Raw genomic sequence first — 23,941 nt, 5'->3', positions numbered from 1 at the left:
CCACTCAACCGTTCCCCCTGCCTAACGGTGCCTCGAATTCATCTACGGCATAGCCGTACACCGTGGCCGGGAACAGCTTTACGCTGCGATTATCCCGTCGGGCTGCCGCGTCCAGCCGAAGCACTAGCGATTCGCCGGGCAATATGTAGGTGCGCGGCAAATACGCTTGCTCGTCCGCGGGCATCAACCTGACTTCCTGCGCCAGCCGCACCACATAGGGAGTCGGGTTCTCAACCTGTACACCTTGGCCGTGGTAGCGCCACTGCAAGCCCTCCCACGGTGAGCGATTGGCAGCAAGCCCCTTGGGATGGATGATGACAGGCAGGTTCTGCCTCACGCTCACCCCGACCTTGGCGATACGCTCACCTGTCAGTTTTTGCTGCTGAATGCCTTCGAATATCACCCGTTTCAAACGCTGGACTTGCAGGGGCGCAGTTGCACGCAACATAAACCTTACCCGCTGCTCCTCGCCCGCCTCGACGCGCCACGCGGGCTGGGAGAGAAACAGCAATGGCTCCAGGTCTTCAGGCAGGTTCTGCAGGGTGACGAGCAACAGCGCGGGGGTGGGGTCTTCATTGCGTACCGTGATCGTTGCCTCGCCATCGGCTTCGTTGACGATCACCACCGAAGTTTCCGGGACCATGCCAGCAGCCTGTGCTGCACTGCCCGACAGCAGCAGGCCGCCCGCACTCAACAGTAAACGGATCAATATGCTCAAACTCGAATCTCTACAAGAAACGTGCTCGCCGCCCTGGAGCAGCGAGCACGTCAAGGCCCCAATGCGCTTAGCGTCAACGTTGTAGGCTTGACGTCAGCGCTTGATCACAGATAGGACAGTTCGATGGTCGAAGCGCCATCGATCTTTACGTCATCGGTCACGGTGAGGTTCCTCAACGCAGCAATGTTCATGTCAATCTGCAAATCAGCGGTCAGATTCCGGATGGCCGTGGGTACTGCTGCTCCGACCGCAAAACCATGGAACCTGCCCACTGCACCGTTATAGAGATAGGAATAGTCCGGCGTATAATCGCGCTGCCAGGACGTACCACTGTCAGCTGTAATAAGACGCGTCACGGACGTGCTGCCATCGACAACATAGCTGCTGGCATTCGTTCGCAGGAAATAGGCGCCGATTCGCTGGCCATGCTCGTTCATCCCAAGGCCAAATGCGATGATCGTGCCCGCTGCCGAGTCCGCACTGCCCGCTCTGCCATCCACCCCCCGCAAGGCGAACCGGGTAGGGCTTTTACAGTTCACGGAAAGTTGCTGGGGGGGCGATATGAACTGAGTTTGTCGATCTCGATGTAGCTGGTCTACCGAAATATCACCGAAGTCAAATGTTCCGCCGCCACTGAGTGAAGGCGTGCATGCACCAGGTTTGATGACACCGGTGACGACAATATCCGTTGCGCTGGCAAACACGGTCGTGCTGCACATCAGCGCAATGCCCATGGCGATCAACTGCTTGTTACTCATTGTGCTCTTCACCTTACATTGTGTGTTGGTTGGCCCCTAGGGGCGGGGCACAACCTACACATTCGCGTACGCGGAACAGATTGAGAAATACTTCCCTTGACTCAGGCTTGCCGGCCGAACGAGTCGAAGCCGAACGCTTCACACCCAGGTTTTGCTTTAAACTATTGCGCCTTGCCCGCCTTGCCCGCTTTCGGAGTTTTACCATGACGGCCCCTGCCGAGCTCTCGCCTACCCTTCAACTGGCCTGCGACCTGATCCGTCGCCCCTCGGTCACCCCCCTCGACGCCGACTGCCAGGCGCAGATGATGAACCGTCTGGGCGCCGTCGGGTTCCAGCTGGAGCCCATGCGCTTCGAGGACGTCGACAACTTCTGGGCCACCCACGGTACCCAGGAAGGCCCGGTGCTGTGCTTCGCCGGCCATACCGACGTGGTACCGACCGGCCCGGTGCAGCAGTGGCAGCATGAGCCGTTTGAAGCGCTGATCGACGCCGACGGCATGCTTTGCGGCCGGGGCGCTGCCGACATGAAGGGCAGTCTGGCGTCCATGGTGATCGCCAGCGAGCGCTTCGTGCAGGACTACCCGAACCACCGCGGCAAGGTCGCGTTCCTGATCACCAGCGACGAAGAAGGCCCGGCCCACCACGGCACCAAGGCCGTGATCGAGCGCCTGAAAGCACGCAGCGAGCGCCTGGACTGGTGCATCGTCGGCGAGCCGTCCAGCACCACCCTGCTGGGCGACGTGGTCAAGAACGGCCGTCGCGGCTCACTGGGTGCCAAGCTGACCGTGCGCGGCAAGCAGGGCCACGTGGCCTACCCGCACCTGGCCCGCAACCCGATCCACCTGGCCGCCCCAGCCCTGGCGGAACTGGCGGCCGAGCACTGGGACGAAGGCAACGCGTTCTTCCCGCCTACCAGCTTCCAGATCTCCAACCTCAACTCCGGCACCGGCGCCACCAACGTGGTCCCGGGCGATCTGACCGCGCTGTTCAACTTCCGCTTCTCCACCGAGTCCACCGTCGAAGGCCTGCAGGCGCGGGTTGCGGCAATTCTCGACAAGCATGAACTGGACTGGTCGGTCGACTGGGCACTGTCGGGCCTGCCGTTCCTCACCGAGCCGGGCGAACTGCTGGACGCGGTGTCGGCCAGCATCAAGGGCGTCACCGGGCGCGACACCCAGCCGTCCACCAGCGGCGGTACCTCCGATGGCCGTTTCATCGCCACCATGGGCACCCAGGTGGTCGAGCTGGGGCCGGTCAACGCCACCATCCACCAGGTGGATGAGCGCATCCTCGCCAGCGACCTCGACCTGCTGACTGAAATCTACTACCAGACCCTGGTCCGGTTGCTCGCCTGATGCTTGCCTGCCCTCTTTGCCAGGCGCCCTTGAGCCCGCTCGACAACGGCGTGGTGTGCCCGGCCGGCCACCGCTTCGATCGCGCCCGCCAGGGTTACCTGAACCTGCTGCCCGTGCAGCATAAAAACAGCCGCGACCCGGGTGACAACCAGGCCATGGTCGAGGCTCGCCGCGACTTTCTCGACGCCGGTCACTACGCGCCGGTGGCCCGCCGCCTGGCCGAGCTGGCCAGCGAGCGCCAGCCGGGCGCGTGGCTGGACATCGGCTGCGGCGAGGGCTACTACACCGCCCAGCTGGCCCAGGCCCTGCCTGCTGCTGACGGCTACGCCCTGGACATCTCACGCGAGGCGGTCAAGCGCGCCTGCCGCCGGGCGCCAGCAGTGACCTGGATGGTGGCCAGCATGGCCCGCGTGCCACTGGCCGACGCCAGCTGCCAGTTCATCGCCAGCGTGTTCAGCCCATTGGACTGGGCCGAGGCCAAACGCCTGCTCAGCCCAGGCGGTGGGCTGATGCGGGTTGGCCCGACCAGCGGCCACCTGATGGAACTGCGCGAGGTGCTCTACGATGAAGTACGCCCTTATGCAGACGACAAGCACCTGGCCCTGATCCCCGAAGGTATGGCCCACGCCCACAGCGAAACCCTGGAGTTCCGCCTGAGCCTGGCCTTGCCCAAGGCCCGCGCCGACCTGCTGGCAATGACCCCGCACGGGTGGCGCGCCAGCGCCGAAAAACGGGCCAGGGTGATCGACCAGCCAGAACCGTTCGAAGTCACGGTTTCCATGCGTTATGACTATTTCGTGCGCCAAGACTGAGCACACCGGAGCCCTTATGCGTCAACCTGATATCGAGATTTACCTGAAGGACGCCGACGTCGACCACAAGCAGATTGCCCAGTGGCTGGCCGAGGCAGTCGGCCCGTGCAGCGAATGGCAGCAGAAAGGCCAGACCTTCAAATGCAAGGCCGGTAACATTCCGGTGACTTGGTTACCCAAGGCTGTAGGGAAATGGAACAGCCTGTACCTGGAAAGTGACCAGACGCCGTGGGACGACGACGTCGCCTGCGCCCGTGCCGCGTTCGCCGCACTGGGTGTGGAAGTGCGCTGTGCGCCGGGTGGCTGGGTAGAGGAAGATGGGGAAGAAGACGCCGACCGCTGGGTCCGCATCAGCGCCGACGGTGAAGAGGAAATCACCTGGCGTACGTCATGAATCCGGGCCGTTCCTGACTCTGCAGGAGCGGGCTTGTCCGCTCCTGCAGCTTGAAACCAGAGGCTCAGAGCCCTACTACGTCCTCGGCTTGCAGGCCTTTCTGGCCCTGCACGCAGGCGTACTCCACCCGCTGCCCTTCGACCAGGGTACGATGCCCCTCACCGCGGATCGCCCGATAGTGGACGAACACATCCGCACCACCTTCGCGCTGAATGAAGCCATAACCCTTGGCATCGTTGAACCACTTTACATTCCCAGTCTCACGAGACGACATCTGAACTACTCCGGATTTTTATTGTGAAAATCGCCTTGTTGACACGAGGCCACCGCCCCGTGTCGACGCCGCTTGGGGAAATATCCTGCAAGTGGCAGGCCGAGTATATGACACAGAACAAAATAATTTGATGACGGTCCCGCCGTTCGGCGATTTTTGCTGAACTTGCGCGGATACGGCAGACTAATTGGCTGGATACCCATCTAAAATCACACCCAGGGCACACACCCCATGACCCGTTCCCCCCTGCGCCGCCTGATCTTCGGCGCCTTGCGTCGCCTGTTGTACCTGTGGGTGCGCTCCGAAACCATCAACCAGTCTTCACTCACCCTCAAGCTCGACCGCAGCCGCCCGGTGTTCTACGCCCTGCCTTCGCCGGCCCTCACCGACCTGGCCGTGCTTGACCACGAATGCACCAAGGCGGGGCTGCCACGCCCGGTGCTACCGGTGGCGGTCGGCCCGCTGCAGGAACCGGCCGCGTTCTTTTACCTCACCCCCGACCCGGACTGGCTCGGCCGCCAGGACAAGCGTGGCGCCCCGCCCACCCTCGAGCGCCTGGTCGCGGCCATCAGCCAGCATGCCGAGGAAGATGCGCAGATCATTCCGGTCAGCGTGTTCTGGGGCCAGACCCCGGCCAGCGAGTCCAGCCCATGGAAGCTGCTGTTCGCCGACAGCTGGGCAGTGACCGGGCGCCTGCGCCGGCTGTTGACCGTGGTTATTCTGGGGCGCAAGACCCGGGTGCAGTTCTCGGCGCCGATTCACCTGCGCGAACTGGTGCAGCACAACAAGGGCCACGAGCGCACCGTGCGCATGGCCCAGCGCCTGATGCGCGTGCATTTTCGCAACCTCAAGACCGCCGTCATCGGCCCGGACATCTCGCACCGGCGCAATCTGGTCAAAGGCCTGGTCCACGCCCCGCAGGTGCGCCAGGCCATCCTCGACGAAGCGCAGCGCGAAAACCTGCCGCTGGCCAAGGCCGAGGCCCAGGCACTGCGCTACGGCAACGAGATCGCTTCGGACTACACCTACACCGCCATCCGCTTCCTCGAAGTGGTGCTGAGCTGGTTCTGGAACAAGATCTACGACGGCATCAAGGTCAACCACATCGAGCAGGTACAGGGCATCGCCCCCGGCCATGAAGTGGTCTACGTGCCGTGCCACCGCAGCCATATCGACTACCTGCTGCTGTCCTACCTGCTGTTCCGCAATGGCCTCACCCCGCCGCACGTGGCCGCCGGCATCAACCTCAACATGCCGGTGGTGGGCAACCTGCTACGCCGCGGCGGCGCCTTCTTCATGCGCCGCACGTTCAAAGGCAACCCGCTGTACACCGCCGTGTTCAACGAGTACTTGCACACCCTGTTCAGCAAAGGCTTCCCGGTCGAGTATTTCGTCGAAGGCGGCCGCTCGCGTACCGGGCGCATGCTGCAGCCGCGCACCGGGATGCTGGCCATCACCTTGCGCAGCTTCCTGCGCTCGTCACGCACCCCGATCGTGTTCGTACCGGTCTATATCGGCTACGAACGCGTGCTCGAAGGCCGTACCTACCTGGGCGAACTGCGTGGCGCCAGCAAGAAGAAAGAGTCGATCTTCGACATCTTCAAGGTGTTCGGCGCACTCAAGCAGCGCTTTGGCCAGGTTTACGTCAACTTTGGCGAGCCGATCCGCCTGGCCGGTTTCCTCGACCAGCAGCAGCCTGGCTGGCGTGATCAGGACCACGGCCCCCAGTACCGTCCGGGCTGGCTCAACGCGACTACCACGCGCCTGGGTGAAACCGTGGCCCGCCACCTGAATGAGGCCGCTGCGGTCAACCCGGTCAACCTGGTGGCCCTGGCGCTGCTGTCCACCAGCCGCCTGGCGCTGGACGAACGCGCGCTGGTGCGCGTACTCGACCTGTACCTGGCCCTGCTGCGCCAGGTGCCCTACTCGCCACATACGACCCTGCCAGACGGCGACGGCCAGGCGCTGATCGAACACGTGCGCGGGATGAACCTGGTTTCCGAACAGAAAGACGCCCTGGGCCGCATCCTTTACCTGGATGAAGGCAACGCGGTGCTGATGACCTACTATCGCAACAACGTGCTGCACATCTTCGCCCTGCCGGCACTGCTGGCCAGTTTCTTCCTCAGCAGCTCGCGCATGAGCCGCGAACTGCTGGGCCAGTACGTGCACGCCCTGTACCCGTACCTGCAGACCGAGCTGTTCCTGCGCTGGGCACCGGAGCAGCTGGACGAAGTGATTGACCAGTGGCTGGCCGCACTGGTCGACCAGGGCCTGCTGCGCCAGGACAACGACGTGTACATACGCCCGGCGCCCAGCTCGCGGCCGTTCGTGCTGCTGACGCTGCTGGCCCGCACCATCACCCAGACCCTGCAGCGCTTCTACATGGTCACCTCCCTGCTGCTCAACAGCGGCCAGAGCACCCTCAGCGCCGAGGAACTGGAGGACCTGTGCGTGATGATGGCCCAGCGCCTGTCGATTCTGCACGGCCTGAACGCCCCGGAGTTCTTCGACAAGACGTTGTTCCGCCATTTCATCCAGACCCTCATCCAGCAAGGCGTGCTGCACGCCGACGCGCAGGGCAAACTGGGGTTTCACGACAAGCTCGGCGACTTGGCCGAAGGCGTGGCCAAGCGTGTGCTGTCGGCCGAGTTGCGCCTGTCGATCCGCCAGGTGGCGCTGCATCGGGACGAGCCAGTGGATGTAGTCCAAGGGTAGGTTTTCAGCCTGCCGCCAGGCCTTGAGAGGGGACAGGATCGACGTGCTGTTTCCCTTCTCAAGGAGTAACACCATGACCCAGCTAAAGTCGTTCAACGTCGAGATCGTCTCCTCCAGCGATAACCGCCTGCCACCCTCCGGCCAGGTCCAACTGAGCCTGCTTGATGTTTCCCTGGCGGATGCCCCGGCCGTCAGCCAGGCCGAGCTGCGCCTGCGATGTGGGGGTGTGATGCCGATCAATCTGCAACTGGCCTTCGACAGCAGCCTGATCGACCCTCGCCGGACCTACGCGTTGTCCGTGCGCATCGAGAAGGACGGCAAATTGCACTTCATCAACACCAGCCGTCACCCGATAGATCCGTACAGGGTGTTCGGCACCCAACGCGTCGTGGTCGACAGCGTCGCAGGCGCGGTCGAAGGCATGCATGGCGGCAATTTGTTCAAGGACCAATGACATGGAAATCACCGGTAACCTTGCCACCCCTTATATCCCGGATCTGCCCGAAGGTTTGCCACGACTTTCGGTCAGGGTGACCGCCTTTATAGACGGACACGAACAGTTCCTTGCCACCTGCAGCGCCCAGGCCAGCGGGTCGCCCATGCCGTTTCGCGTCCACCTCGACCCGCTGAGCCTGGACGGCCTGGAACAGGTCACCCTTGAAGCCCTGTGTACCATCGGGCTCGGCGCAGAAGCCGTGGTCGCGCGCGCCACACAAACCCTGGCCATCGCCGATGTCCTGCAGGGCATGCCGCTGGAGCTGAACCTTGATGCAGTCGATGCTGCTGCGCAGGCGTCGCAAAAGTACCCTGTCGAACCTCTCGTGTTCGGCTTGAGCGGGCAGATAGTCGTCCCGCCGGAACTGCGCGTGGAGGCGGCCTACCTGGATGCCCACCTGCTGCTGATTCAAGAGGACGGTTACAGCAATCGCTACGCCAGCAACCTCGCCGAGCATTCGCTGTACCTGAGAAACGGTGGCGCGCCGTTCTCGATGTTCCTCGATGCGGCCTCGGTGCCAGAAGGCCGACAAGCCAAACTGCACCTGGGTTTGTATGACCTCGAACGCACAGTGCTGCTGGCTGGCAACGTCGTTAAAAACCTGGACCTTTCCAGCCCGCCTGACCTCTCCAATATCGTATTGCGCAAGCCGCGGCGCTGATTGATCAGGGAAAATCCGCTAAAGTCCCGGGGTTGGTTACGAGCCAGCCCCAAGGACACCGGAGATTCCATGAAAAAGCTCTTTATGCTGTGTTGCGCATCCCTGCTCGCAGCCTGTTCCAGCCACACCCCGTCCAACCAGGCCAGCCTGGATGGCGAAGTCTTCTACGTGCAACGCATCGCCCTGCCCCCCGCCGCCACCTTGAGCGTAGAACTGCAGGACGTTTCCCTGATGGACGCCCCCGCAGTGACCCTCGCGCGCCAGGCCGGCCCGGTCAAAGGCAACGTACCGCTGCCGTTTCACCTCACCTACGACCCGGCCCAGGTCAAACCCGGCCACCGCTACGCGGTGAGCGCGCGCATCGAGCTCGATGGCAAGCTGCTGTTCATCAACACCGAACACCACGGCGTGATGCTCGACGGCAATGACCCGCAGCCTGTGCGCATCAAGGTCGACCAGGTTCGTTGATACCCGTATTCACCTGTTTACAAGGAACGCTTCATGATCCGCACTTCCCTGCGCTTCACCACCCTGTGCGCCGGCTTGCTGCTGTCGGCCAGTGCCCTGGCCCTGTCGCTGGGCGACCTGACCCAGAAGGACGCCAGCGGTGGCCTTAAAGATGCCCTGACCCAAGGCGCGCAGCTGGCCGTCAAGCAGCTGAGCACGCCGGGTGGTTTCAGCAACAACCCGGATGTGCGCATCGAGCTGCCGGGCAACCTGGGCAAAGCGGCCAAGGCCATGAAGATGTTTGGCAAGGGCGACCAGGTCGAAGCCCTGGAAACCAGCATGAACAAGGCCGCTGAAGCAGCAGTGCCGCAGGCCCAGGCGATTCTGGTAGATGCCGTGAAGAACATGAGCGTGACGGATGCCAAGGGGATTCTCAGCGGCGGCGACGATTCGGCCACCCAGTACCGGAACAAGAGCAGCCGCGAGCAGATTCGCGCCAAGTTCCTGCCTATCGTCAAGCAGGCTACCGACAAGGTCGGCGTGGCTCAGCAATACAATGCCTTCGCCGCCCAGGCCAAGGGGTTGGGGCTGGTCAAGGATGACGCCAATATCGAGAACTATGTGACCGAGAAGGCGCTGGATGGGCTGTTCGAGATGATCGCCAAACAGGAACAGAGCATTCGCCAGAACCCGGCTCAGGCGGCTACCAGCCTGGCCAAGAAGGTGTTCGGCGCTCTTTGAGGCCGCCAAGGGCTGCTTCGCAGCCCATCGCCGCGAAGCGGCCCCAATGGCTTGATTGACTGATATCAGCCCTTCCTGACCCTGAACCATGCCGCATACAACGCCGGCAGAAACAGCAAGGTCAACACCGTGGCCACGATCAACCCGCCCATGATCGCCACTGCCATCGGCCCATAGAACACGCTACGCGACAGCGGAATCATCGCCAGCACGGCCGCCAGCGCGGTCAGCACGATCGGCCGGAAGCGCCGCACCGTGGCCTCGATGATCGCCTGCCAACGCTGCATGCCCGAGGCGATGTCCTGCTCGATCTGGTCGATCAGGATAACCGAGTTGCGCATGATCATCCCCGCCAGGGCAATGGTGCCCAGCATGGCAACGAAGCCGAACGGCTGGCGGAACACCAGCAGGAACAGGGTCACTCCGATCAGCCCGAGGGGGGCGGTGAGGAACACCATGACCGTGCGCGAGAAGCTGCGCAGCTGAATCATCAGCAGGGTCAGCACCACCACCACGAACAGCGGCATGCCGGCATTCACTGACTTCTGCCCGCGCTCGGAGTCCTCTACCGTGCCGCCTACCTCCAGCAAGTAACCGTCCGGCAGCTTGGCGCGAATCTCGTGCAGGGTCGGCTCGATCTGCTTCACCAGCGTCGCCGGCTGTTCCTTGTCGTAGATGTCGGCACGCACCGTCACCGTCGGCAAGCGGTTGCGGTGCCAGATGATGCCTTCCTCGAAGCCGTACTCCAGGCTCGCCACCTGCGACAGCGCCACGCTCTGACCGTTGTCGGTCGGCAACGCCAGGCTGCCCAGGTTGGCCAGCTCGCTGCGCTCCTGCCGGGTGCCGCGCAAAAGGATCTCGATCAGTTCGTTGTCTTCGCGGTACTGGCTGACCGTGATACCGGTCAACGAGCTCTGCAGGAAGCTCGACAGGTGCGCGGTGCTGACGCCAAGCGCGCGGGCACGGTCCTGGTCGATTTCCAGGAACACCGCCTTGCTCGGCTCTTCCCAGTCCAGGTGCACGTTCACCACGTGCGGGTTCTCGCGCACCTTGTCGGCCACTTCACGGGCCAGTGCACGGGCCTTCTCGATGTGTTCGCCAGTGACCCGGAACTGCACCGGGTAACCCACCGGCGGGCCGTTTTCCAGGCGGGTAACGCGGGCACGCAGGTCGGGGAACTGCTGGTCCACGGTGTCGATCAGCCAGCTGCGCAGGCGCTCGCGGTCCTCCATCGACTTGGCCAGCACCACGAACTGGGCAAAGCTGGCTGCAGGCAGTTGCTGGTCCAGTGGCAAGTAGAAGCGCGGCGAACCGGTACCCACATAGGCCACATAGTTGTCGATGCCATCCTGCTGCTTGAGCAGTGCCTCGAGCTGCTTGACCCGCTCGGCGGTATTGGCCAGCGAGGCGCCTTCGGCCAGCTTCAGGTCGACCATCAGCTCCGGGCGCCCGGAGGCCGGGAAGAACTGCTGAGGCACGAAACGGAACAGCAGGATGCTGCCGACAAAGGCTGCCAAGGTCAGCACTATGACCGTCTTGCGGTGCCCCACGCACCACGCCACCACTCGCCGCACACGCTGGTAGAACGGCGTGGCGTAGGGGTCTGGTGCGTGGCCGTCCGAGCCATGGCGCGCCGCATGCAGCTTGGCCAGGTCAGGCAGCAGGCGCTCGCCCAGATAAGGCACGAACACCACGGCTGCGACCCACGAGGTGAGCAAGGCGATGGTCACCACCTGGAAGATCGAGCGGGTGTATTCGCCAGTGCTGGAGGCCGCCGTGGCAATCGGCAGGAAGCCCGCCGCCGTGATCAGGGTGCCAGTGAGCATCGGAAAGGCGGTGCTGGTCCAGGCGTAGCTGGCCGCCTTGAGGCGGTCGTAGCCCTGCTCCATCTTGATCGCCATCATTTCCACGGCAATGATCGCGTCGTCCACCAGCAGGCCCAGGGCCAGCACCAGCGCGCCCAGGGATATCTTGTGCAGGCCGATACCGAAGTAATGCATGGCGGCGAAGGTCATCGCCAGCACCAGCGGGATGGCCAGCGCCACCACCAGGCCGGTGCGCAGGCCGAGGGAGAAGAAGCTCACCAGCAGCACGATCACCAGTGCCTCGACCAGCACCTGGACAAACTCGCCCACGCCAGCCTTGACCGCCGCCGGTTGGTCCGAGACCTTGCGCAGCTCCATGCCGGCCGGCAGGTTGTGCGCCAGGCGCTCGAACTCGCCTTCCAGGGCCTTGCCCAGCACCAGAATGTCACCGCCGTCCTTCATCGACACGGCCAGGCCAATGGCATCTTCACCCATGAAGCGCATGCGCGGTGCAGGTGGATCGTTGAAGCCACGGTGCACCTCGGCCACATCTCCGATGCGGAACGTGCGGTCACCGACGCGGATAGGGAACTGGCGAATCTGCTCGACACTGTCGAAACGCCCGCTCACCCGCAGTTGCAGGCGCTCGCTGGGTGTCTCGAAGAAGCCGGCGGTGCTGACCGCGTTCTGCTCCTGCAGGGCCTGCTGCACCGCCTCCAGCGGCACGCCAAGGGTCGCCAGCTTGAGGTTGGACAGCTCGATCCAGACCTTCTCGTCCTGCAGGCCGAGCAGCTCTACCTTGCCCACGTCCTTGACCCGCTGCAACTGGATCTGGATCCGGTCGGCGTAGTCCTTGAGCACCGCATAGTCGAAGCCGTCACCGGTCAGCGCATAGATGTTGCCGAACGTGGTGCCGAACTCATCGTTGAAGAACGGGCCCTGGACCTCGGGCGGCAAGGTGTGGCGGATGTCCGCGACCTTCTTGCGGATCTGGTACCAGAGCTCGGGGATGTCGTCTGAATGCAGCGAGTCGCGAGCCATGAAGGTGACCTGTGACTCGCCGGGGCGGGAGAACGAAACGATCTTCTCGTACTCGCCGGTTTCCATCAGTTTCTTCTCGATGCGCTCGGTCACCTGGCGCGCCACTTCTTCAGCAGTGGCGCCAGGCCACAGGGTGCGGATGACCATGGCCTTGAAGGTGAACGGCGGGTCCTCGCTCTGGCCGAGCTTGGTGTAGGACATGGCGCCAATGGCCGCCAGCAGGATCATCAGGAACAGGACGATCTGGCGGTTGCGCAGCGCCCAGGCAGAAAGGTTGAAACCCATCGGGACTTACTCCTTGGCCGTCAGGTTCACTACACGGTTGGTGCGGTCCACAGGGCGTACCTCCTGGCCCTCGCGCAGCACATGGCCACCGGCGGCAACCACCCAGTCGCCCGGGTCAAGGCCTTCGAGCACCGGCACGCTGTCACTGCCATACGCCCCCAGGCGCACCGTAGCCCGCTCCAGGCGGCTGTCCTTGTTGACCCGCCAGACATAGGCCTGGCCGTTTTCCGCAGTGACGGCGGACAGCGGCACAGCCAACGGGATCAGCCCTTCGTGGGCAATGAATACCCGGGCGCTCTGGCCCAGGTCCGCAGGTGTAGCGGCCGTGGCAAAGGCGATGCGCGCGGCGAAGGTGCGTGAGCGCGGGTCGGCGGCAGGTGACAACTCGCGAATACGCCCCTGGAAGCGCGCCTCCGGGAGCGACCACAACTCGACACTCACCGGCTGGCCCACGGCGAAGCGGGCAAAATGCTGCTCCGGCAGGCTGATGGCCACCTCCCGTTCGCCATCGGCGGCCAGGGTGAACACGGTCTGCCCGGCGGCAACCACCTGGCCCACCTCGACCTGGCGCTTGGCGATAACCCCGGCCTGCGGCGCGCGCAACACGGCATATTCGGCCTGGTTGCCGGCCACGTCGAACTCGGCCTTGGCCTGCTTCAGGCGGGCCTGGCCGGCGCGGTAGAGGTTTTCGGCATTGTCGTACTGCGAGTGGCTGACCATCTGCCGGTCCAGCAGCTTCTGGTAACGATCGCGCTCGGCGCGCACCAGCGACAGGTTGGCCTCGGCGGCCGCCAGCTGGGCGCGGTTGGCTTCCAGTTGCAGGCGCACATCTTGCGGGTCGAGCTCGGCCAGCGGCTGGTCGGCCTTGACCCGCTGCCCCTCCTCGACCAGGCGCTTGCTGACCTTGCCGGCAATGCGGAAGGCCAGCTCCGGCTCGAAGCGCGCCCGCACTTCACCGGGGTAACTGTCGGCAGCGGCTTCGGCCGGCTGCGGCTGCACCACCAGCGCCGGGCGAGGCGCGGCGGGCGGGGCGGCTTCCTGGCCGCACGCCGCCAGGAACAGCACGGCGGCGGCGGGCAAGGCGATGGACAAGGCATGGCGCAACATGATGAATCCTTTCGCGGAGGGCACTTCGAATATTTGTACTGACGGGTATATTAAGTCAGGCAAGCGGTGGCGGGAAGAGTGTGCGTGGTGGATTTTGCGAGGTACGGCGGAGCGCTGTGGCGCCTGACCCGTTAAGATGGGCGCTTCTTCAAGCAGATGCAGACCACAATGTCCAACGACGCCCCCATCGGTCCAGGCCGGCCAAAGGACTTGGCCAAGCGCGAGGCGATTCTCGAAGCGGCCAAGACGCTGTTCCTCAGCCTTGGCTACGCCAACACCAGCATGGATGCGGTCGCTGCGGCGGCAGGTGTTTCAAAGCTCACCGTCTACAGCCATTTCACCGACAAGCAGACGCTGTTCTGCTCAGCGGTCATGGCAACCTGTCAGATCCAGTTGCCCGACTTGCTGTTCGAGTACCCCGAAGGGGCGCCGGTGGAAGAGGTTCTGCTGACCATCGCTCGTGGCTTCCAGGCGCTGATCAGCAGTGACGAAGCGGTCAAGCTCAGCCGCTTGATAATGGCTCAGGGCAGCCAGGACCCGAGCTTTGGCGAGTACTTCTACGAGGCCGGGCCCAAGCGCGTGCTGGCGGGGATGGAAGCGTTGCTGCGTGGGGCGGATGAGCGGGGCTTGCTGCGCATCGACAACCCGCTGCGGGCGGCCGAGCATTTCTTCTGCCTGGTCAAAGGCGCCCCGGATTACCGGTTGTTGCTGGGCTGCGCGGGGCCCCTGGACGGCGACGAAGCCGAGGCCCATGTGCGCGAGGTGGTGGGGGTGTTCCTGCGGGCTTATCAACCCTGAGGCCCGCGAATGTCTTTGCGGGAGCGCAGGCTCCGAGCTGGTTGGCACCGGCTACGCCGGTGTTCGCGGCTGAAGCCGCTCCCACAGAAGTAACGAGGTTGCTCAGGCCTTCAGGGCCTTCTTCGGGTAAATGTCATACCGGCTCGACTTGCCCTCCAGGCTATGACTCGGCTTCGGCCCGTCGATGATCGGTGCCTTGCGCGGGCGCTTCACCACCACCCGGTGGCTGGCCAGGACAAGAGCGGCTTCGAGCAGCGCCGGGGCGTCCAGGTCATCACCGACCAATGGCCGGAACACGCGCATTTCCTTCTTCACCAGCGCGCTCTTGTCCCGGTGCGGGAACATCGGGTCGAGGTAGATCACCTGCGGCGCCTCACCTTCCCAGTCGCGCATGCGCTGAATGGCGTTGCCCGTCAGCAGGCGCATGCGCCCCACAATCGGCCCAACCTCGGCATCCGACCGGGCCCGCGCCAAGCCATCCTCCAGCAACGCGGCAATCAGCGGCTGTCGCTCGATCAGGGTCATCTGGCAACCCAGGCTGGCCAGCACGAACGCGTCCTTGCCCAGCCCCGCCGTGGCATCCAGTACCTGTGGTCGCACGCCCTGGGCGATGCCCACCGCCTTGGCGATCATCTGCCCGTTACCGCCGCCGAACTGGCGCCGGTGCGCCGCCTGGCCGTCGACGAAGTCAACCCGCACCGGGCCCGGTGCCTGCGGCCCCAGTTGCTGAACCTGCAGGCCATCGACGCCCACCTGCACGGCAAAGCCTGCGGCCTCGTCCTGCAGCGGCAACGCTAGCCGCTCGGCCCATGCGGCGGCTTGCGCCTCGAACTCAGCCGACAGTGCCTCGACCCGGATACCTGTGCCCTGCTCTTCCATCATCCACACCTGAAAATTGAACCCAGCCGTTAATGTATCGGCAGCCACGGCCGATACAGGCAATATCCCGCTATTCTGCCAGAGCACAACGCGCGCGGCTGCCATGTCAGATACTCTTCCCATCGGCTTGACCTATTTGTCGCCTGTCGGCAACTACAGTCAGCACAATACCCAGGCACTCGGGGGCGTCAGCCACCTGTGGCAGGATTTCTTTGCCCGGGCCATGGCCGAACAGCCGGAAGAGCCCGTCGACCAGGTCAGCCAGTCGTTCGTGCAGTACGACCACGACAGCGGCGAGCCAATCGGCGGCGCCCGTGCGCTGGCCCTGATTGACGCCCAGCGCGCCTGCCCGGTGCAGGACACCGTGGTGGCACCGCCGGAGCCGCTGTTCCTGCCCAAGGCCGAGCTTGAGGCTAACTTGCTGGAGCCTGCTGCCGAGCCGTTCAGCGCCATCGAGCTGATCGAGCAGCAACGCCAGCTCGACATCAGCAACAGCTGGCTGCGCCCGGTGGTGATGAGCCAGGGCCACGCGATTGCCGAGCCCGGGCCAGGTCCCGCACCGCGGTCGCTGTTCCTGCCCATCGCCGAGTTCGAGACCAACCTGCTGGACCCGGCCCCGGAACCCTTCGACGAAGCCACGCTAGCCAAGCTGCAAAATGACCTGGAGTTCGACATCCACTGGGCGCGCCCGGTGGTGCTGAACAACGTGCGCGTTCACGCCTGAGCCTGGATCAACTCAGCGGCAGATCGGCCAGCGCCCCATGTCCAGATGAAAGTGGTTGTGGTGCGCAGCGTTGTAGTCCGGGCCCAGCACCGTACTGAAACTCTCGCAAGCTGCCTGCTGCACTTGCCGCAGGAACTCCGCCTTCTGCCCGCCCGCCTGCCAGTCCCGCGCCAGCACGATGCGTTGGCCGTCCTGCAGGCGGAAACCGCTGATGTCCAAGGCATTGGCCGTGGCGTGCTGGCTCAGCCGGCCCTGTTTGCGGTGGTAGACGTTACGACAGGCAAAGCTGCCCAGGTGATCTACCTGCGCCACCGGCTGCCCCAGTACCCGTTGGGCAACAGGTTGCAGGCCGTGGTTTTCGAACAGTGCGTAGGCCACCGCCAGCGGGCAACTGGCCAGGAAGCTGCTGCTGAGCCGCGCCTGGCCCGCTTCGAGGCGCCATACATTGTGCAGGGGGCAATTGGCCGTAGCGGGGCTATCGGCTTGCGCCCGGTAGCGCAGATGGCTGGTTTCCAGCGCCTGGCGGCACAACGCCGGGTCATCACGCAGACGCGACAGCTTGTAGGGTGTCAGCAGATTGGGCGGCTGTCGCACGTCCAGCGGCGCCCAGGGGTTCCACACGGCGGGCAGGCGCCAGCCGAACTGCCAGGCCAGGCCAGCCAGCAACAGCAGGCCGGCCAGCAGCGCCAGCAGCACCCGCATCAGCGGCGGAACAGGTCATTAAGCTGGGCAAACGGCAATGCTTGCTCCGCGTAGCCGAACGTGCCCTCGTCACGAATCTCCAAGGCCGCGCGGTGGACGGCGCCGAGCGCAGCGCGAGCCAGCGACGAGCCGACGCTGATGCGACGCACGCCCAGGTCCTGCAACTGGTTGACGCTCAACGGCACCCCCGCCATCCCCATCAGCACGTTGACCGGCCGTGGTGCCACTGCCTGCACCACCGCGCGGACTTCCTCGACGGTACGCAGGCCCGGGGCATAGAGCACATCGGCGCCGGCCTCGGCGTAGGCCTGCAGACGCAGGATGGTGTCGTCCAGGTCCATGCGCCCGTGCAGCAGGTTTTCTGCCCGGGCGCACAAGGTGAATGGGAACGGCAGGCTGCGCGCTGCCTGCACGGCTGCACGCACGCGCTCCACTGCCAGGCCGATGTCATAGATGGGGGCGTCACTGCGGCCGCTGGCATCCTCGATGGAACCGCCCACCAGACCAGCCTCGGCAGCACGCAGAATTGTCTGGGCGCAGTCCTCGGGCAGGTCGCCGAAGCCGTTTTCCAGGTCGGCAGCCACCGGCAACGCCGTGGCATCGACGATCTCGCCGGCATTATCAAGGGTATCGTCAAGGGTCAAGGCGCCTTCGGCGTCCGGGCGACCCAGGCTGAAGGCCAGCCCGGCACTGGTGGTGGCCAGTGCCTCGAAGCCAAGGCTGGCCAGCAGCTTCGCGGAGCCGGCATCCCACGGGTTGGGGATGACGAAGGCACCATCACGTTCGTGCAAGGCCTTGAAGGCTTCGGCACGCAGGGTTTGCACATCCATGGTTCAACCTCCGGCAGTCAGGGAAGGCTCAGAGTAGCCCCAGTTGTTCGACCTCGGGGGCTCGCGGCAATTCCGGCAAAGGTGCAAGGCCGGGCAGGCGCTGCATCAGGCGCTGGTGAAAACGCAGGGCCAGCGCCGCCGCCAGGCGGTTATCCGAGGTGTGCAGGAAGATATAAGGGCTGCGGCCTTCTTCGATCCAGCCAGCGACTTTTTCCACCCACGGGGTGAGAAACGACTCGTTGGCTTCCAGCTGCGGATGACCGATGAAGCGCACCTGCGGGTGCTGGCTGAAAGCCGCCGGGCGTGGCGGCACCTTGGGCTTCTTCGACTGCGCGTGCAGCACGGCAGGGTCGCGTGAAGTGCAACTGAACAGCGCGCGCGGGTCGAGGCAGATACGCTCCACGCCGCGCTCGTGCAGCAGACGGTTGAGCAGGCGCTCCTCCTCGCCCTTGGTGAAGAACGCCGGGTTGCGCACCTCCACAGCCACCGGCACGCCAATCTGGTCAAGGAAGTGACCAAGCTCACCCACCCGCGCCGGGCCGAACTGGCGCGGCAACTGCAGCCAGCAAGGCGAGACGCGCTGGCCCAGCGGGGCCATCAGCCGGGTGAAGTCGAAGGCCGGCTCAAGCTGATCACGCAGGTCACCCTCATGGCTGATGTCCCGGGGGAACTTGGCAGTGAAACGGAAGTGCGCCGGCATCACCTGGGCCCAGCGCGCAATGGTGCCGGGTGCGGGGCGTGCGTAGAAGGTGGTGTTACCCTCGACGGCGTTGAACACCTGGCTGTAGAAGCCAAGCATTTCAGCGCTGCTGGCGTCGGCGGGGTACAGGTAGTCGCGCCAGGCGTTTTCGCTCCACGACGGGCAACCGAGAAAATAAGGCAGTGGTGATGGACTCATCCATCAAATGTACAGGTCGAGCCCCAGCACTTCCATGTCCCAATCGGTGAAACCGGCGGTGCTCAGGTAGCTGGCCAGCGCCGTGGCGGTACGGCGGTCACGGGCGCGGGGGAAGACCATGTCCTGCTGGCGGGCTGGCAGGCCACCGCTGCGACGGCGGGCGGTGGCTTCCTGAGCGGCGACTTCGGCTTCTTCTACAACTTCGGCGTCATCGATGGCCTCGTCACGCACCGCTGCCTTGCGCGGTGCGCGCTTGACCGGGTAGGACTGCGATGAGAAACCGTCGATACGCATGGCATGAACACTCAGGACCAATGATGGCAATTTAGCAGCATCAGAGTCAGGTCGCTAATGCTTGAGTGATAACTGGACCACAGATCGCGCAAAAGGTTTTAGTGTGATCGGCGATAACCGACGAACAGCACTCAGCGCTTCTTCGGCGTAGCTACATTATCGCGCAGATACACCGGTTGCGCCTGTTCGGCACCGATCGCCTCGCCGCGGGTCCAGGCGAAGCTGGCCAGGCTCAGAACGTCCAGGGCATGGGGCAAGGCGCTGGCATTGCTGGCCGCCACCTGCACTGCAAGGCGCTCGGCATAGCCCCAACCGGTACCGGCACCGAACCACTCGCCAGCGCTGCCCGCCGGCAGCGCCACCTGCTCCGGCGGCAATACCGCCTCGTGACCGACCAGGCGCATTTCGCCTGCGCTGGCCTGATAGCAGCCCCAATAGACTTCGTCCATACGCGCATCGATGGCAGCGGCCACCTGCTGAACGCCATGCTCGCGCAGCGCCCCCTGGGCCAGTGCGGCCAGGTTGGAAACCGGCAGTACCGGGCGCTCCAGCGCGAAGGCCAGGCCCTGGACCACACCGATGGCAATGCGCACGCCGGTGAACGCGCCCGGGCCACGGCCGAAGGCGATGGCATCCAGTGCATTCAGCGCGACGCCAGACTCGGCCAGCAACTGCTTGATCATCGGCAGCAGTTTCTGCGCGTGCTGACGTGGGATCACCTCGTAATGGCTGGTTACCTTGCCGTCATGCAGCAGCGCAACGGAACAGGCTTCGGTGGCGGTATCCAGGGCCAGCAGGGTGGTCATCGAACAGGTATCCAGGTGCGAAGAAAAAGAGCGGCAGTATAGAGCAGCGGCGGCGTTGTGTCCCGAAGGGGCCGCTGTGCGGCCTATCGCCGGCAAGCCAGCTCCCACAGATACTGCACAGCCTCAGAAATGGCGCGATCCTGTGGGAGCTGGCTTGCCGGCGATGGGCTGCGTTAGCAGCCCCAAACGACAACGGCCCGCAAGCGGGCCGTTGTCGACAGGTACTGGATCAGCTCAGGGCTGCCAGGACCTTGGCGGTGATGGCTTCGACCGAGCCAACGCCTTCGATGTGGCTGTACTTCGGCTTGCCCGCATTGGCAGCCGACAGCTTCTGGTAGAAGTCCACCAGCGGCTTGGTCTGGCTGTGGTAAACCGACAGGCGATGACGAACGGTTTCTTCCTTGTCGTCGTCGCGCTGGATCAGGTCTTCGCCAGTGACGTCGTCCTTGCCTTCCACTTTCGGCGGGTTGTACTGAATGTGGTAAGTGCGGCCCGAGGCCAGGTGCACGCGGCGACCGGCCATGCGGCCGACGATCTCTTCGTCATCCACGGCGATTTCGACCACGGCGTCAATGTCGACACCGGCAGCGACCATGGCTTCGGCTTGCGGAATGGTGCGTGGGAAACCGTCGAACAGGCAGCCGTTGGCGCAATCAGGCTGGGCGATGCGCTCCTTGACCAGGCTGATGATCAACTCGTCGGAAACCAGCTGGCCGGCATCCATGACTTGCTTCAGTTCCAGGCCCAGCGGGGTACCGGCCTTGACGGCGGCACGCAGCATGTCGCCGGTGGAAATCTGTGGAATACCGAACTTTTCGGTGATGAACTTTGCCTGAGTACCTTTACCGGCCCCGGGAGCTCCCAGCAGAATTACGCGCATCTCGTGCTCCTCAAATTTTTTTATGAAATTCAATGGATTCGGCAACCAGGGCCAAGTCCGGAAAATCGGGTATGACCATAAAACGGTCAGAAGGCTGCTCAAGATACACAGCGCCCGGCAGCCATACAAGCGTCCCAAAGTTGCAGGAATGCGCCACTTGCGGCTGACCCGCCCGGTGGTTGCGCCAGGCGCAACCACCTTCTCCGTCTTCGCCCCCGCCCCTCGCGCCCCGCACCCAGGGTGGCCAGGCCCTGCCCTCAGCCGGTGTTGCGCAGGCCTGCGGCGATACCCGCCACGGTCACCAGCAAGGCCTGCTCCAACGGGCTGTCCAGAGCGGCTTCGCGGCTGCGCGAGCGGGCCAGCAACTCTGCCTGCAGGCGGTGCAGCGGGTCCAGGTAGGTGTTGCGCAGGCTGATGAACTCCAGCGTCTCGGGGCTGTGCGCCAGTAGCACCGGCTGCCCGGTCAGGCCCAGCACCACCTGGCACGACTGCGACAATAGGTCGCGCAGATGCACACCTAAAGGACGCAAGTGCGGTTGCACCAGACGTTCGTCGTAGGCCTCGGCGATTTGTGCATCGGCCTTGGCCAGCACCATCTCGAGCATGTCGATGCGGGTTCGGAAGAACGGCCATTGCTCACGCATCTGCGCCAGCAGCTCGCCTTGGCCGCGGGCCAGGGCATTGCTCAGCGCCGTTTCCCAGCCCAGCCAGGCGGGCAGCATCAGGCGGGTCTGGGTCCAGCCGAAGATCCACGGGATTGCCCGCAGGCTTTCAATGCCCCCGGCGCGGCGCTTGGCCGGGCGGCTGCCCAGCGGCAAGCGCCCCAGTTCCTGCTCTGGCGTCGACTGGCGGAAATACTCGACGAAGTCGGGGTTTTCGCGCACGACCCTGCGGTAGGCCGCGACGCCATCGGCGGCCAGTTGGTCCATCACCTCGCGCCAGGCCGGTTGCGGCGGCGGTGGCGGCAACAACGTGGCTTCCAGCACAGCGGCCAGATACAGGTTGAGGTTTTGCTCGGCGATGCCCGGCAAACCGAACTTGAAGCGGATCATCTCACCCTGCTCGGTGGTGCGGAAACGCCCCGCTACCGAGCCCGGTGGCTGCGACAGGATCGCCGCATGGGCGGGGCCGCCGCCGCGGCCTACCGTACCGCCCCGGCCATGGAACAGCAGCAACTCCACCTGGTGTTCGGCACAGATCCGCACCAGGTTTTCCTGTGCCCGGTACTGGGCCCAGGCGGCGGCGGTGGTGCCAGCGTCCTTGGCCGAGTCGGAGTAGCCGATCATCACTTCCTGCGGGCCCCGCAAGCCGGCGCGGTAGCCCGGCAAGCCGAGCAGGCGTTGCATCACCGGGCCGGCGTTGTCGAGGTCGGCCAGGGTTTCGAACAGCGGCACCACGCGCATTGGCCGGGTCAGCCCGGCTTCCTTGAGCAGTAATTGAACCGCCAGCACGTCAGAGGCAGCACCGGCCATGGAGATGACATAGGACCCCAACGAAGCAGCAGGCGCAGCGGCCACCTCTCGGCAAGTGGCCAGCACTTCGGCGGTATCGGCCTGCGGCGTGAAGTGCGCAGGCAGCAGTGGCCGGAGGTTTTTCAACTCGGCCTGGAGGAACTCGATGCGTTGCTCTTCATCCCAGTCGGCGTAACGCCCCAGGCCCAGGTAGTCGGTGATTTCGGTCAGCGCATCACAGTGGCGGGCAGCGTCCTGGCGCACATCCAGGCGAACCAGGAACAGGCCGAAGGTAACGGCGCGACGCAGGCAGTCGAGCAACGGCCCTTCGGCGATCACGCCCATGCCGCATTCATGCAGCGACTGGTAGCACAGCTGCAGCGGCGCGATCAGGTCGCGGTTGTCCACCAGCACTTCGGCGCTGGCTGGCTGGTCGCTGGTCAACGCCGAATGCGCCCAGGCACGTGTTGCGCGCAGTCGGTCGCGCAGTTGCTTGAGCAAGGCGCGGTAAGGTTCGGCACTGTCGCCAACCCGTTCACGCAGGGCGCCGCTGGCCTGCTGCATGGACAACTCGGCGGCCAGCGCATCGATATCGCGCAGGAACAGGTCGGCGGCCATCCAGCGCGCCAGCAGCAGCACCTCGCGGGTAACGGCAGCGGTCACGTTGGGGTTGCCGTCACGGTCACCGCCCATCCACGAGGCGAAGCGCACCGGGGCGGCCTCCAGCGGCAGGCGCAGGCCGGTGGCCTCCTGCAGGGCCTGGTCGACCTTGCGCAGGTGGCTGGGGATCGCGTGCCACAGCGAATGCTCGATCACCGCGAAGCCCCACTTGGCTTCGTCTACCGGGGTGGGCCGGGTGCGGCGGATTTCTTCGGTGTGCCAGGCCTCGGCGATCAGCCGGCGCAGGCGTTCGCGCACTTGCTGGCGTTCGGCCGGGGTCAGGTCGCGATGATCCTGGGCGGCCAGCTGGCCGGCGATGGCGTCGTACTTCTGGATCAAGGTGCGGCGGGCCACCTCGGTGGGGTGCGCAGTCAGCACCAGCTGGATATCGAGCTTGGCCAGTTGCCGGGCCAGGGCATCGTTGCTGTGCCCGGCCTGCTTCAGACGTGCCAGCAGCTCGGGCAGTACCCGCGCCTCGAACGGCTCGGGCTGATCGGCATCACGGCGGCGGATCAACTGGTACTGCTCGGCCATGTTGGCCAGGTTGAGGAACTGGTTGAAGGCCCTCGCCACTGGCAGCAGGTCTTCTTCGGCAAGGTCCGCCAGGGTCGAGCTCAGTTGCTCGCCGGGGCCGCGACGGTCGGCCTTGGCACTGTGGCGGATGTCCTCGATCTTCTGCAGGAACGCATCACCATGCTGCTGGCGAATGGTTTCACCCAGCAGCTCACCCAACACATGGACATCTTCACGCAAACGCACATCGATATCGGTCATTGGCCCTTCTCTCCGGCGCGGCTCTGGCGCACTGCATCCCTTTCAGCCTCAGCGCGGCCCACTGGGGCGCGCGGTACACACCCCAAGAGTGCCCACAGCCGGGCAGCGATGGCAAGCCGTGATCGGCCAAAGCAAACTAATCTCAAAGCACAGCACTCCGATGCCATGCAAGCCCTACGAGGCGTTAACAGAGGTCGTCATGAAAATCCGTGAACTCGCCCAGCACTGGGAACAGAACGCCGCCGGTACCTTGAGCCGCACAGGCCATGTGTTGCACCTGGACCTTGAGTCCGAGGCGCGCCTGGCCGCGCTGATCGACATGTACCCCAAGCGCACCGCCGAAGAACTGCTTGGCGAACTGGTGGCTGCCGCACTGGAGGAACTGGAAGCCAGCTTCCCCTATGTGCAGGGCCGCCAGGTCATTGCCACCGACGAGGAAGGTGATCCGCTTTACGAGGACGTCGGCTCTACGCCGCGCTTTCTGTCCTTGTCGCGGCAACATCTGCAGAGCCTCAGCACCACCGCCGATGACAGCGAAAAGTAACCGCCCGCACCACCCTTCCGGGCCCTGTCGAGGCCCGGGATACCTCCCCAGCCCGCAGAAGTTCCAGGCATAAATCATTGACCGATCAG

24 protein-coding genes are annotated in these 23,941 nt (G+C 64.5%); 11 read left to right on the top strand and 13 right to left on the bottom strand.

Annotation, left to right across the window (positions count from 1 at the left end):
- Positions 1 to 4 precede the first annotated feature (4 nt).
- Positions 5 to 718, bottom strand: a complete 714-nt coding sequence (locus tag AC5O5I_RS05320; RefSeq protein WP_494512174.1) for a fimbria/pilus chaperone family protein — start codon at positions 716 to 718, stop codon at positions 5 to 7.
- 104 nt (positions 719 to 822) lie between these two features.
- Positions 823 to 1,476: a DUF1120 domain-containing protein gene (locus AC5O5I_RS05315; protein ID WP_494512173.1), complete on the bottom strand. Its 654-nt coding sequence runs from the start codon at positions 1,474 to 1,476 to the stop codon at positions 823 to 825.
- A 203-nt stretch (positions 1,477 to 1,679) separates the two neighbouring features.
- Here AC5O5I_RS05315 and dapE point away from each other — a divergent pair, with 203 nt between their 5' ends.
- The 3 genes from dapE to AC5O5I_RS05300 are packed head-to-tail and all read left to right on the top strand — an operon-like array spanning position 1,680 to position 4,037.
- The gene (dapE, locus tag AC5O5I_RS05310; protein WP_172228967.1) at positions 1,680 to 2,831 is read left to right on the top strand and encodes a succinyl-diaminopimelate desuccinylase; all 1,152 of its coding nucleotides are present in this window, start codon (positions 1,680 to 1,682) and stop codon (positions 2,829 to 2,831) included.
- Positions 2,831 to 3,643, top strand: coding sequence for a putative RNA methyltransferase (locus AC5O5I_RS05305; protein ID WP_172228969.1), 813 nt, complete (start codon positions 2,831 to 2,833; stop codon positions 3,641 to 3,643). The genes dapE and AC5O5I_RS05305 overlap by 1 nt, the downstream gene beginning before the upstream one ends.
- A gap of 16 nt (positions 3,644 to 3,659) precedes the next feature.
- Complete coding sequence (locus tag AC5O5I_RS05300) at positions 3,660 to 4,037, top strand: hypothetical protein (RefSeq protein WP_172228971.1); 378 nt, start codon at positions 3,660 to 3,662, stop codon at positions 4,035 to 4,037.
- Positions 4,038 to 4,101: 64 nt separating this feature from the next.
- Here the strand turns inward: AC5O5I_RS05300 and AC5O5I_RS05295 are convergent, their stop codons facing one another.
- Entirely contained in the window at positions 4,102 to 4,311 is a 210-nt protein-coding gene (locus AC5O5I_RS05295; protein ID WP_003252255.1) for a cold-shock protein, read from the bottom strand.
- A gap of 231 nt (positions 4,312 to 4,542) precedes the next feature.
- Here AC5O5I_RS05295 and plsB point away from each other — a divergent pair, with 231 nt between their 5' ends.
- The 5 genes from plsB (at position 4,543) to AC5O5I_RS05270 (ending at position 9,374) form a co-directional block, all read left to right on the top strand.
- Positions 4,543 to 7,029, top strand: a complete 2,487-nt coding sequence (gene plsB, locus AC5O5I_RS05290) for a glycerol-3-phosphate 1-O-acyltransferase PlsB (RefSeq protein ID WP_494512172.1) — start codon at positions 4,543 to 4,545, stop codon at positions 7,027 to 7,029.
- A gap of 73 nt (positions 7,030 to 7,102) precedes the next feature.
- Positions 7,103 to 7,483, top strand: a complete 381-nt coding sequence (locus tag AC5O5I_RS05285) for a YbaY family lipoprotein (RefSeq protein WP_494512171.1) — start codon at positions 7,103 to 7,105, stop codon at positions 7,481 to 7,483.
- A gap of 1 nt (position 7,484) precedes the next feature.
- Positions 7,485 to 8,186, top strand: coding sequence for a hypothetical protein (locus AC5O5I_RS05280; protein WP_172287886.1), 702 nt, complete (start codon positions 7,485 to 7,487; stop codon positions 8,184 to 8,186).
- A gap of 69 nt (positions 8,187 to 8,255) precedes the next feature.
- A complete protein-coding gene (locus AC5O5I_RS05275) occupies positions 8,256 to 8,654 on the top strand; it encodes a YbaY family lipoprotein (RefSeq protein WP_172228986.1) in 399 nt (132 codons plus the stop codon).
- 33 nt (positions 8,655 to 8,687) lie between these two features.
- A complete protein-coding gene (locus tag AC5O5I_RS05270) occupies positions 8,688 to 9,374 on the top strand; it encodes a DUF4197 domain-containing protein (RefSeq protein ID WP_494512170.1) in 687 nt (228 codons plus the stop codon).
- 65 nt (positions 9,375 to 9,439) lie between these two features.
- Here the strand turns inward: AC5O5I_RS05270 and AC5O5I_RS05265 are convergent, their stop codons facing one another.
- The gene (locus AC5O5I_RS05265; protein WP_494512169.1) at positions 9,440 to 12,505 is read right to left on the bottom strand and encodes an efflux RND transporter permease subunit; all 3,066 of its coding nucleotides are present in this window, start codon (positions 12,503 to 12,505) and stop codon (positions 9,440 to 9,442) included.
- A gap of 6 nt (positions 12,506 to 12,511) precedes the next feature.
- On the bottom strand, positions 12,512 to 13,612 hold the full coding sequence (locus AC5O5I_RS05260) for an efflux RND transporter periplasmic adaptor subunit (protein WP_172230933.1): 1,101 nt from the start codon (positions 13,610 to 13,612) through the stop codon (positions 12,512 to 12,514).
- Between the two features lie 156 nt (positions 13,613 to 13,768).
- Between AC5O5I_RS05260 and AC5O5I_RS05255 the strand changes: the two genes are divergently transcribed.
- Positions 13,769 to 14,410, top strand: a complete 642-nt coding sequence (locus AC5O5I_RS05255; RefSeq protein ID WP_172230936.1) for a TetR/AcrR family transcriptional regulator — start codon at positions 13,769 to 13,771, stop codon at positions 14,408 to 14,410.
- A 102-nt stretch (positions 14,411 to 14,512) separates the two neighbouring features.
- On the opposite strand, the gene AC5O5I_RS05250 is transcribed toward AC5O5I_RS05255, so the two are convergent.
- A complete protein-coding gene (locus AC5O5I_RS05250) occupies positions 14,513 to 15,289 on the bottom strand; it encodes a class I SAM-dependent methyltransferase (RefSeq protein ID WP_494512168.1) in 777 nt (258 codons plus the stop codon).
- Positions 15,290 to 15,392: 103 nt separating this feature from the next.
- On the opposite strand from AC5O5I_RS05250, the gene AC5O5I_RS05245 reads away from it, so the two are divergent.
- Positions 15,393 to 16,013 carry an energy transducer TonB gene (locus tag AC5O5I_RS05245; protein WP_172229269.1) on the top strand — a complete coding sequence of 207 codons (621 nt, stop codon included), beginning with the start codon at positions 15,393 to 15,395 and terminating at the stop codon, positions 16,011 to 16,013.
- A 12-nt stretch (positions 16,014 to 16,025) separates the two neighbouring features.
- On the opposite strand, the gene AC5O5I_RS05240 is transcribed toward AC5O5I_RS05245, so the two are convergent.
- The 7 genes from AC5O5I_RS05240 to ppc form a co-directional block, all read right to left on the bottom strand.
- Entirely contained in the window at positions 16,026 to 16,715 is a 690-nt protein-coding gene (locus AC5O5I_RS05240; protein ID WP_494512167.1) for an extensin-like domain-containing protein, read from the bottom strand.
- Positions 16,715 to 17,545 carry an isocitrate lyase/PEP mutase family protein gene (locus AC5O5I_RS05235; RefSeq protein WP_172229273.1) on the bottom strand — a complete coding sequence of 277 codons (831 nt, stop codon included), beginning with the start codon at positions 17,543 to 17,545 and terminating at the stop codon, positions 16,715 to 16,717. Before AC5O5I_RS05235 ends, AC5O5I_RS05240 begins: the two co-directional genes overlap by 1 nt.
- Before the next feature lie 28 nt (positions 17,546 to 17,573).
- Positions 17,574 to 18,443, bottom strand: a complete 870-nt coding sequence (locus tag AC5O5I_RS05230; protein ID WP_494512166.1) for a DUF72 domain-containing protein — start codon at positions 18,441 to 18,443, stop codon at positions 17,574 to 17,576.
- Between the two features lie 3 nt (positions 18,444 to 18,446).
- Complete coding sequence (locus AC5O5I_RS05225; protein ID WP_494512165.1) at positions 18,447 to 18,737, bottom strand: hypothetical protein; 291 nt, start codon at positions 18,735 to 18,737, stop codon at positions 18,447 to 18,449.
- A 131-nt stretch (positions 18,738 to 18,868) separates the two neighbouring features.
- The gene (tsaB, locus tag AC5O5I_RS05220) at positions 18,869 to 19,543 is read right to left on the bottom strand and encodes a tRNA (adenosine(37)-N6)-threonylcarbamoyltransferase complex dimerization subunit type 1 TsaB (RefSeq protein WP_172229278.1); all 675 of its coding nucleotides are present in this window, start codon (positions 19,541 to 19,543) and stop codon (positions 18,869 to 18,871) included.
- 229 nt (positions 19,544 to 19,772) lie between these two features.
- Positions 19,773 to 20,423, bottom strand: coding sequence for an adenylate kinase (gene adk, locus AC5O5I_RS05215; protein ID WP_110678221.1), 651 nt, complete (start codon positions 20,421 to 20,423; stop codon positions 19,773 to 19,775).
- Between the two features lie 257 nt (positions 20,424 to 20,680).
- Positions 20,681 to 23,308, bottom strand: coding sequence for a phosphoenolpyruvate carboxylase (gene ppc, locus AC5O5I_RS05210; RefSeq protein WP_494512164.1), 2,628 nt, complete (start codon positions 23,306 to 23,308; stop codon positions 20,681 to 20,683).
- Between the two features lie 199 nt (positions 23,309 to 23,507).
- Here ppc and AC5O5I_RS05205 point away from each other — a divergent pair, with 199 nt between their 5' ends.
- Complete coding sequence (locus AC5O5I_RS05205) at positions 23,508 to 23,852, top strand: pilin assembly protein (protein WP_172231668.1); 345 nt, start codon at positions 23,508 to 23,510, stop codon at positions 23,850 to 23,852.
- Positions 23,853 to 23,941 lie beyond the last annotated feature (89 nt).

Source organism: Pseudomonas sp. 9_2_1, from assembly GCF_059295275.1.
Note: the sequence above shows the minus strand (reverse complement) of the source record. Positions and strands in the feature narration are given on the sequence as shown.

Bases quoted from the DNA above. Each gene is read 5' to 3' on its own strand.
- AC5O5I_RS05315 (WP_494512173.1), bottom strand. From the start codon at position 1,476: ATGAGTAACAAGCAGTTGATCGCCATGGGCATTGCGCTGATGTGCAGC.
- dapE (WP_172228967.1), top strand. From the start codon at position 1,680: ATGACGGCCCCTGCCGAGCTCTCGCCTACCCTTCAACTGGCCTGCGAC.
- AC5O5I_RS05305 (WP_172228969.1), top strand. From the start codon at position 2,831: ATGCTTGCCTGCCCTCTTTGCCAGGCGCCCTTGAGCCCGCTCGACAAC.
- AC5O5I_RS05300 (WP_172228971.1), top strand. From the start codon at position 3,660: ATGCGTCAACCTGATATCGAGATTTACCTGAAGGACGCCGACGTCGAC.
- AC5O5I_RS05295 (WP_003252255.1), bottom strand. From the start codon at position 4,311: ATGTCGTCTCGTGAGACTGGGAATGTAAAGTGGTTCAACGATGCCAAG.
- plsB (WP_494512172.1), top strand. From the start codon at position 4,543: ATGACCCGTTCCCCCCTGCGCCGCCTGATCTTCGGCGCCTTGCGTCGC.
- AC5O5I_RS05285 (WP_494512171.1), top strand. From the start codon at position 7,103: ATGACCCAGCTAAAGTCGTTCAACGTCGAGATCGTCTCCTCCAGCGAT.
- AC5O5I_RS05280 (WP_172287886.1), top strand. From the start codon at position 7,485: ATGGAAATCACCGGTAACCTTGCCACCCCTTATATCCCGGATCTGCCC.
- AC5O5I_RS05275 (WP_172228986.1), top strand. From the start codon at position 8,256: ATGAAAAAGCTCTTTATGCTGTGTTGCGCATCCCTGCTCGCAGCCTGT.
- AC5O5I_RS05270 (WP_494512170.1), top strand. From the start codon at position 8,688: ATGATCCGCACTTCCCTGCGCTTCACCACCCTGTGCGCCGGCTTGCTG.
- AC5O5I_RS05265 (WP_494512169.1), bottom strand. From the start codon at position 12,505: ATGGGTTTCAACCTTTCTGCCTGGGCGCTGCGCAACCGCCAGATCGTC.
- AC5O5I_RS05260 (WP_172230933.1), bottom strand. From the start codon at position 13,612: ATGTTGCGCCATGCCTTGTCCATCGCCTTGCCCGCCGCCGCCGTGCTG.
- AC5O5I_RS05255 (WP_172230936.1), top strand. From the start codon at position 13,769: ATGCAGACCACAATGTCCAACGACGCCCCCATCGGTCCAGGCCGGCCA.
- AC5O5I_RS05250 (WP_494512168.1), bottom strand. From the start codon at position 15,289: ATGGAAGAGCAGGGCACAGGTATCCGGGTCGAGGCACTGTCGGCTGAG.
- AC5O5I_RS05245 (WP_172229269.1), top strand. From the start codon at position 15,393: ATGTCAGATACTCTTCCCATCGGCTTGACCTATTTGTCGCCTGTCGGC.
- AC5O5I_RS05240 (WP_494512167.1), bottom strand. From the start codon at position 16,715: ATGCGGGTGCTGCTGGCGCTGCTGGCCGGCCTGCTGTTGCTGGCTGGC.
- AC5O5I_RS05235 (WP_172229273.1), bottom strand. From the start codon at position 17,545: ATGGATGTGCAAACCCTGCGTGCCGAAGCCTTCAAGGCCTTGCACGAA.
- AC5O5I_RS05230 (WP_494512166.1), bottom strand. From the start codon at position 18,443: ATGAGTCCATCACCACTGCCTTATTTTCTCGGTTGCCCGTCGTGGAGC.
- AC5O5I_RS05225 (WP_494512165.1), bottom strand. From the start codon at position 18,737: ATGCGTATCGACGGTTTCTCATCGCAGTCCTACCCGGTCAAGCGCGCA.
- tsaB (WP_172229278.1), bottom strand. From the start codon at position 19,543: ATGACCACCCTGCTGGCCCTGGATACCGCCACCGAAGCCTGTTCCGTT.
- adk (WP_110678221.1), bottom strand. From the start codon at position 20,423: ATGCGCGTAATTCTGCTGGGAGCTCCCGGGGCCGGTAAAGGTACTCAG.
- ppc (WP_494512164.1), bottom strand. From the start codon at position 23,308: ATGACCGATATCGATGTGCGTTTGCGTGAAGATGTCCATGTGTTGGGT.
- AC5O5I_RS05205 (WP_172231668.1), top strand. From the start codon at position 23,508: ATGAAAATCCGTGAACTCGCCCAGCACTGGGAACAGAACGCCGCCGGT.